Below are 8,180 nucleotides of genomic sequence, written 5' to 3' on the forward strand. Positions count from 1 at the left end.
ATATGATCTAATATAAGAAGTTAGGAGGGATATTATTTATCCTCCTTGAATTTTGAGTGGGTTATTTAAAGTGTTGATTTCTAAATTCGTAAGTGCTAAATGATATAATCTATTTTGTGAATAGCGTATGAGATATAAATATTTAATATTATGTTGTATCCTTTTTTTGGGGTTGGCTAGGGAAGGTGTAGCTCAGCAATTCCAGCGAAAACCTTATGAGAGTGCTAAAGAGTTTGTGGAGCGAATTAAACCGAATGGATCTGATCTTAACTGCGAGGTTTTGGAAACACCTTATTGGAATAATAAAACGGTGGTGATTGCTTGGTATATTTTAGATGCCAATAGTTCCATTCCAAATCATGAGGTGGTTGGTTATGTTTATGTTCCTGTAGCAGCGGAGGGGAAATATCAACAGGTATTTATTGATAGCTATCAGGATGATAATGTAGAAACTAAGATTGCTTCCGTATTTTTTGCTAATGCTGATCGGGATGCAGCAAGAGAGATGTTGGTAATTAGTACTTGTGAGCATCGTTTGCAGTATCTTTATGAAGGAACTGAATTTACGACGTGGGTTTACGACGATATTGATTTTAATAAACCTCCTGCTAAACTTAAAGGATTGGATAAAATTAGTGATCAGTTATCTGGTGGATTAAATGGTTATTCTGATGCCCAGGGTAAGGTTAAGGCAAAATTAACTAATGCTGCCGCGGTTAGAAAAGAGCTGAGGAAACTGGGGTATTGAGAATTTAATATTTCCAGTATACATGTAGGGTGTTATCCATCCAAGGAAATTTGACGACAGAGAATGTAAATGGAGACCGGTTGATTATTACGTCATAGGATCGTTTTTCTATATGGAGTTCCCATTCGCAGCTGTGTTCTACTAATGATCCGTTTCTTAACAGCCAGTTTTCTCGTAGAAGATCTATTGAACTTAATCCAATTGCTGGCCAATTTGCAATCATTGCAGTGAGCACATTATTCATGAGTTCTTTGTCATTTTCTGGAATGGATGGTAATTGTTCTATTTGTTCTGATAGAGGCAAGCCGCAAAGCACTTTAATCAGGTGAAGATCGTCCTGTTGTTCAATTGAGTTGCCTGTCATTAAGTAATGTAGAACATTTGCTGCCTGATGTTGTGATTGTATATTGGGGAATTTATATCTATCGGTCAGTTTAAGGCGTTCAAACAGCATCGGAATGTAATTGTTCAATAATACTATCCCGGCATTCTTTATAGAGATGCCGTTAGCGCCAGGGCTTTGTCTTTTTAAACTAAATAGGTTCATACGTGGTAGATAATTACAGCTAATTTAGGCAATTCTAATAAAATGAAGAGGTTTCTTCCCAGGACGATAAAATAGCTACAACTAGCCATTTTTTTTTCGGAGGAATTTAGTAACATTTGGGTAACTGTGTGGTGCGTTTGTGATCAAAAAAATTGCAGACATATTTTATTAACACCTTCTTTATCAAGGAGAATTTTCTTAAATTATTGGTCAACTTAAACATAGCACCAGTGAAGTTAAAATTTGCTTATGTATTGCTTACTATGGTTTTGTTGGTAACAATACCCTGTTTTGCACAAACTAAAATTTTTGTCAATAAGACAGGTGCTGAGAAGCGTGTTTCGAGTACTATGTTTACCAGTCCTGATCGTTATTATTTGATTTTTTCATTTCATGGTAGATATAGCAGTCCGGATCCTAAATTGAATAGTTACGCTGGCCATGCATGGGTAATGTGGGGAAAAGATAATGCTCAAACTCATCAGTCAGAAATTATGGGGTATGGTTTCTGGCCAGATCGTAATACTACAGAGGCAAATTTGGGATCAAAACTTGGTAATTATGTGATTGGCACAACTATCATTCCTACTCAGTTTTTAGGTCTTAGTTTTCCGGGAAGAGTTGTTGGAGCGCTACAAATAGGGGCTGGTGGAAGCTGGGGGAGTGTGCCTGGGCAACTTCAGAAAGACCTATTTGGTACGGAGTATGTTCAAACTCTTAAGCAATTCGTTATTGAAGTAGATCAGGATGAATTTAATCAGTCTTTAAACTTGCTGGAATCTTACAAAGATGGGAACCCTAATTATAAGCTTGTTGAGAAAGATTGTGTATCTTTTTTAATTGATGTAGGAACAAGTATTGGCATTGATATGCCTAAACGTTCGTTGTTGAACCCTTCTTCTATTACTCCAATGTCCTATATGGAGCTGTTTCAGAAGCAGATCACAGAACCTAATAGTGTTTCCCTGATTACACGTTCTGAAAATATAACAGCGAAAATGGGTAATTTAAGTCTTGACAAAAGCGGGAATTATAGTGTGGTATTTGATCTTACAGGAAAGGATCGAAACACTTGTAGTATAGACCAGTTGGGCAATCAAATTGAAGAGAAATTTCGTGATGGGGAACTTACGTGTAAAACCATAAATTATCCTAATGGTGATAGCTGGTATTCCGAGACGCAGTATACTTTACAGAAATCTACAGCAGGACCATTGCAACAATATATGCCTAAAATGGATCCTGTTTCCGAATATTCATTTGCCAATGGAAATACAATTCTGGCCTATAATCCTCTTAAATTTAATCCGGTATGGGTACCAATGAAATTGTCTTCTGGGACAGATGATTATTTAGGTTCTATTAATTTAAATGGTGTTCCTAGTGGTAATGGAACAATTCGCCATTTTGTCAATGGTTTCATCAATTCGACTAAAACCGGAATTTTTATAGACGGAAAGTTTTCGAGCTTTACGGGCGTACGTGTGGAAAATAAAGTAATCTATGGGGAAAACGTAAATGGCCAGCTTTCTGGTCCAGGTAGGCTAGAGTATGATAACGGAGATGTTTTTACTGGGACTTTTATAAACAATAATGCTGAAGGGCTTGGTACGCTTACCAATTCTAGGACTGGGGATTTTCTTTCGGGTTCATTTGTACATGGTTTACCAAATGGTTTTTGTACATCAAGAACTAGTTTAGGGCTTTTTAAAGGTGAATTTAAAGATGGAAAATGCCAGGGAAATGGTTCTTGGTGGAAGCCAAATGGTACTCTTTTCGAAGGTAATTTCAATAATGGTAAGTTGACCACAGGAAAGGCTACTTTATCCAATGGGGAATATTATGTAGGGAATTTTGATTCTAAGGGCAATCCGGATAAGGGAAAGTTCTACGATAAAAGCGGGAAAGAGAAGTCATCTAGGGAACGTGGTGAGGGTGCTGGGGGGAATATTGATCATAAGCCAGGTAATGACTTTTGTACTGGTGTAGAAGGTGGGCCGATGGTGTGTGGACCGGGTAGTTTTAAGTAACTAGGACCTCTTTTCTCACTGGATCTTTAAGGCCCTGTGAGAAAAGAGGTGCAGGTGTTCTTGGGGGAGAGTATCTGAGGAAGGGGTGAATTTTACTATTTGTTCGACTAATAGTTATCGTTTGAAATATTTAAAGAGTATGGTTTACTTGTTTGTCCTGATAAAGCTAGTGAACCAAAGTTGCATTTTCACTCGCAATTTTTTGAATCACTAAGATCTTTTCTGTTATAAATTCTCCTGAATTTGATCCTATAGTGGTGTCGCCTTTTGTGTCGTATAATTTAAAAGTTCCAATAGCGTCAATGATGAAGTAGAAATTTGATGGTTTTTGATCGATTTCTTTTAGTAGGTGTTCATCGTTTGGATTTACGTAAGCACTGTCTGCAATTTTAAATTCTACTTTCAAATCTTTGCAATTTGTATTGTCGGCTCTTAGTGCCCAATGGCCATCAATTTTGCTATAGATGGATCTTACATACACACTCTCATTATTGTGGTTGGGCAGGTCGCAAAAGTTGATCAGATCAGTAAATGCGATTATTGGGGGAGGAAAAAGTATTTGTATTGACTTTTGTGTTGATTTACAACTTGAAATTGCGAACAACATTATAAGTAATGCCAGTTTGATAAGAAGTGAACTTTTTAGAGCGCTTGATTTCATATTCTAAACATACAAAAAAGATAATATGGTTCTATGGATCGGCCTCTGAACTATCTTATTAATTATTTATAAGTGATTTTGAACTTTACAAGTCCTGAGGTGTGAAAAGAGGTGCGGGTTTGTTTAGGTTAATTTCTTTGCCACTTGGATATTTTTAGAAGGGGGCTTTTTCGGTGTTTGATTCTTTTTTGTATTAGGTAGAAAACAAAGACGGTGTATATACAATAGGGTATGGATAATAGGATCGCTATAAAATATTGTGCACAGTTAAGACTACTGGTTGCAAATAAGGCCATGAGAATACTCATGTGGAGACCACTGATCAGAAGCAAATTTCTTTGTTTTGAGCTGATGATGTACTTGGGGAATCTCATGTATATGTATTTGAATATTGGTGTAAATATATCTATATATCATTATTGTATGGGAGCTGGATGTGTTTAATGAGTACAAATGTTTTTTTCGGACTACTTTCTTTAATCTTTCTGTGAAAATTTCCTTAGCCTAGCTTTTTAATTAGATGAGCGGAAATCTATGAAGTTTGAATATGAAGCTGAGAACCTGCTTGAGAAATTACGGATTAGCGAGCAACAATTTAGAGGAGCTTTTGAATATGCTGCAGTTGGCATGGCTATAGTTGCTCTGAATGGACAATGGATAGAAGTAAATAGTAGCTTATCTACGATGTTGGGCTATAGTTCGGAGGAACTTTTGGCTTATACTTATCAAGAGCTGACTCACCCAGAGGATTTAAATAAAGATTTGACTGCTGTAAATAGGCTGATCAAAGGGGCTGGAGATTCGTACAAAATGGAAAAGCGCTTTTTCCATAAAAATGGCCAGGTCATTTATGCAATTTTATCTGTATCTATTGTTAGGGATCAGCATCATGAACCTTTGCACTTTGTTTCCCAAATTATTGATATTACACATCTTAAAGAGGCGGAAGATCGCTTGGAAATGGTGCTCGAGGTAACTAATGATCAAAATGAGCGATTGTTGAACTATGCTCATATTGTTTCTCATAATCTTAGATCACATTCTGGTAATTTGAGTATGCTCCTTAATTTTATGAAAGAGGAGGGAGAGGAGCATTCGCGTACGGAGTTGCTGCAAATGGTACATGATGCCGCGTCTAGTTTGAGTGAAACCATTACACATTTGTCTGAAGTTGTGTCGATGCATCAAACGCTTCAAGATAGTTTAAGATCTGTTAATTTAAGATATGTGGTAAACAAAGCGCTCACTAATGTTCGGGCTTTGCTCCGTCAGGTAGATGGAAAATGTATCAATGAGGTGGAAGATATTCATATTGTGAAAGTTATTCCGGCTTATATGGATAGTATTATTCTCAATTTACTCACTAATGCCATAAAATATCGGTGTATAGAAAGAAAGTTATTGATTCGGATAACTGCAAAGTGTGAACAGAATTTTGTGATATTGTCTGTTAGTGATAATGGTACTGGTATTGATTTGAAAAGAAATGGTGGTCAAATTTTTGGGATGTATAAGACGTTTCATTCTAATGCAGATGCAAGGGGAATTGGATTATTTATTACGAAAAACCAGGTGGAGGCCATGGGTGGGAAGATTATGGTGGAGAGTATTTATCATGTGGGTGCTGTGTTTAGGGTTCATCTTAAGATTTAATATAGCCAACTTACATGAAGGGGTTTATTCATTCAAGGAAATTTGATGATAGAAAATGAAAATGGTGACCGATTGATTATTACGTCATATGACCTTTTTTCTATGTGTAGTTCCCATTCGTCGCTGCGTTCTACTAATACTGTTCCGGCATCGTTTATAGAGATGCCGTTAGCGCCACGGTTTTGTCTTTTTAAGCGAAATAGGTTCATATTGGGGAAGATAATTACAACTAATTTAGGCAATTCTAATAAAATGATTTATTTCTAGGGCATTAAAATAGCTAGAACTAGCCATTTTTTTTTCGCGGGAATTTCGTAAAATTTGAGTAACCGTGTATTGCTTTTGTGATTGAAAAAATTACGGAAATATTTTATTAACAGCTTCTCTATCAATGAAAAATCTTCTTGAATTAATACTGGATTTAGCACATGGCTTCCAGTTAGTACCTCCAAAAAACCACCTAACCCAACCAAACATATATGAAAAAAGCTCTACTTCTTTGTTGCATGGTCTTTTGCAGCATAATTTCAAAATCTCAAACTGTTGAAACCGATATTGTAAGAGAAAAGGCGTCTGTCTTATTGACTAGGGAGGACTTAATGCACGGGTATCTTCCTCTGCAAGATGTGGATAAACCTGCCAAGAAACAGCCTTTTACTACGAATGCCGAAATTGAACAGTTCCTCGCTAAAATGTCTGAGAAAGATGGAATATCGCAGGATATTTCCAAATGGCTGTCTCAAAATTTGACTACGTACAATAATGGTGCGGTAATCATATTCGTAAGGCACCCTTTAGATTTGACCAAACTTTATAGCCAGGAAAAGAGTTCAATTGGTGAAAAATACTCTGCCCTCTGTACTAAGAAGAACGATGTTGAAAAAGGTCTTAGTTTATATAAATCTGAACAGGCAGACCTGTCTAAGCTTTTAATTGAGGAAAGGGCTGCCATAGCTGATGCGCCAAACAAGAAATTATCGGCAAGCAAAATTGCTCAGCTTCAAAAAAGTTATCAGCTTAATCTAGACAGACAAGTTCGGTTAAGACCTCTGGTTGAAAGTGTTCAAAAAGAATATGATCTGCTGGATGCAAACTTGAAAGAATTACAGGCTAAGTATAAGGACGCAATGAATTATATTGTTGAGGATACAACGCAGATTATTACAACTGTTATTTCTAAGGAGGATGGGGAGCCTTCGGAATATTTGTTGGATAAAAGGAATATCATGGTTGTATTCCTTGGGGAGTCTTTCAAAAATTACTCGCTTCAGGTTTCTAATGGTAAGAAGAGTTTTCCAACCAGCATATCGAACTTTATTAAGCTTGCAACTGGTGTGATTGAATACCAAAATAAATCAGCTGGTTTTACAGGTTGTACACCGAGTGATTTTGATTCTAATATTCCGCTAACTTTTGCTTTGCTTAAGCAGAAAAAGATTGACCCACCAAGTATTTTGAGTTTGGCCAAAAAAGATAAGGTTGTGCAAACGCTGGCAACAGTGCATGAGAAATCTTATTTGGGGGTAAAGGTTGGGATTTCGCTCATTAATATTGATAATAAGAGCTTTAAACTGAATAGCAATAATGAACTTACAGTTCAAACTGACTCTTTGAAAGCAAAGGATCTTAAGTTTAACCTGATGGGATTAGTGGAGCTTTATCCTTTTGGAAGGGATTACGACAGGTTGAAATTGGTTACGGATAAAGACAATATTCCGATTCATGAAAGGATTGGGATTGTAGGGGGATTAAGAATCTCTAAGGATCCTTTAGAGACAATTTTTGCGGGATTATCTTTTGCCATGTCTAAGGCATTTAATATTGTTGGCGGAATGAGTTTTAATAAAACGGCTAAAGATGTGAATGAACTGCAAGTGGGGTACAATACCACGCTGGATTACCTAAGAAGTAACGCTGATAAGGAGTATGTTTCTAAATTCTATGTTGGCATTTCAGTGTCTCCGGAGTCTTTGTTTAAACTGTTTGGTGTTAAGGAATAATTAATCATATAAATCATGAAAAAGAATTTAATATTTGGGGTAATTGTTCTCCTTTTTTTGTTTAGTTGTAAGAGCGGTGGTGACAAGTCGAGCAGTGTTGATTCAACAATGACTTCGCTTGATACGGTTTTGAAGGGTTCTCATCCGGCTTTCTTGGATACACTTTCTTCGACTAGTCTTAAGTCTTTACGATTGGAAGATACTGCTTTTGAAATGATGACTAAGCTCAAGAAGGAATTTGATACGGTAACGGTAGATAAAATTAAGTACTATGTGGTCGAGGGTGATTTATTGATGGATAAAGATGAATTGTATTTTTATTGCCTGAAGAGATTGATGAATAAAGATAAACAACCTCCTCAAGAGGAAATTCAAAAAAGTGGTAAATTAACTGTTGCTGTAAATTCTAGTGGCTCATTTGCGATTTGGCCAAAAAACTATGTGATTAGATATTCGGTTTTGAAGAATTCTTTCCATTCTCCGCGAGATTATCAATTGGTTGTTGATAGTGTTAAAATTGCTGCAAGGGATTGGATGAGCG

7 protein-coding genes are annotated in these 8,180 nt (G+C 36.5%); 5 read left to right on the forward strand and 2 right to left on the reverse strand.

Annotation, left to right across the window (positions count from 1 at the left end; genetic code table 11):
• The first annotated feature begins 127 nt into the window (after nt 1-127).
• Nucleotides 128-748: a hypothetical protein gene (locus DBR11_RS19390; RefSeq protein ID WP_146186589.1), complete on the forward strand. Its 621-nt coding sequence runs from the start codon at nt 128-130 to the stop codon at nt 746-748.
• Nucleotides 749-752: 4 nt separating this feature from the next.
• Here the strand turns inward: DBR11_RS19390 and DBR11_RS19395 are convergent, their stop codons facing one another.
• On the reverse strand, nt 753-1,295 hold the full coding sequence (locus tag DBR11_RS19395; RefSeq protein WP_108554283.1) for a contractile injection system tape measure protein: 543 nt from the start codon (nt 1,293-1,295) through the stop codon (nt 753-755).
• A 230-nt stretch (nt 1,296-1,525) separates the two neighbouring features.
• On the opposite strand from DBR11_RS19395, the gene DBR11_RS19400 reads away from it, so the two are divergent.
• Nucleotides 1,526-3,325, forward strand: a complete 1,800-nt coding sequence (locus DBR11_RS19400) for a hypothetical protein (protein ID WP_146186590.1) — start codon at nt 1,526-1,528, stop codon at nt 3,323-3,325.
• Nucleotides 3,326-3,491: 166 nt separating this feature from the next.
• On the opposite strand, the gene DBR11_RS29405 is transcribed toward DBR11_RS19400, so the two are convergent.
• On the reverse strand, nt 3,492-3,806 hold the full coding sequence (locus DBR11_RS29405; RefSeq protein ID WP_146186591.1) for a hypothetical protein: 315 nt from the start codon (nt 3,804-3,806) through the stop codon (nt 3,492-3,494).
• 714 nt (nt 3,807-4,520) lie between these two features.
• On the opposite strand from DBR11_RS29405, the gene DBR11_RS19410 reads away from it, so the two are divergent.
• The 3 genes from DBR11_RS19410 to DBR11_RS29925 form a co-directional block, all read left to right on the forward strand.
• Nucleotides 4,521-5,639, forward strand: coding sequence for a PAS domain S-box protein (locus DBR11_RS19410; protein WP_108554286.1), 1,119 nt, complete (start codon nt 4,521-4,523; stop codon nt 5,637-5,639).
• A 479-nt stretch (nt 5,640-6,118) separates the two neighbouring features.
• A complete protein-coding gene (locus DBR11_RS19420) occupies nt 6,119-7,639 on the forward strand; it encodes a hypothetical protein (RefSeq protein WP_146186592.1) in 1,521 nt (506 codons plus the stop codon).
• A gap of 15 nt (nt 7,640-7,654) precedes the next feature.
• A partial coding sequence (locus tag DBR11_RS29925) for a hypothetical protein (RefSeq protein ID WP_199233892.1) occupies nt 7,655-8,180 on the forward strand: 526 nt, incomplete at its 3' end.

The organism is Pedobacter sp. HMWF019 (genome assembly GCF_003061025.1).
Taxonomy (GTDB): domain Bacteria; phylum Bacteroidota; class Bacteroidia; order Sphingobacteriales; family Sphingobacteriaceae; genus Pedobacter.

Coding starts and splice junctions, on each gene's coding strand:
- DBR11_RS19420 (WP_146186592.1), top strand. CDS start 6,119: ATGAAAAAAGCTCTACTTCTTTGTTGCATGGTCTTTTGCAGCATAATT.
- DBR11_RS19395 (WP_108554283.1), bottom strand. CDS start 1,295: ATGAACCTATTTAGTTTAAAAAGACAAAGCCCTGGCGCTAACGGCATC.
- DBR11_RS19390 (WP_146186589.1), top strand. CDS start 128: ATGAGATATAAATATTTAATATTATGTTGTATCCTTTTTTTGGGGTTG.
- DBR11_RS19410 (WP_108554286.1), top strand. CDS start 4,521: ATGAAGTTTGAATATGAAGCTGAGAACCTGCTTGAGAAATTACGGATT.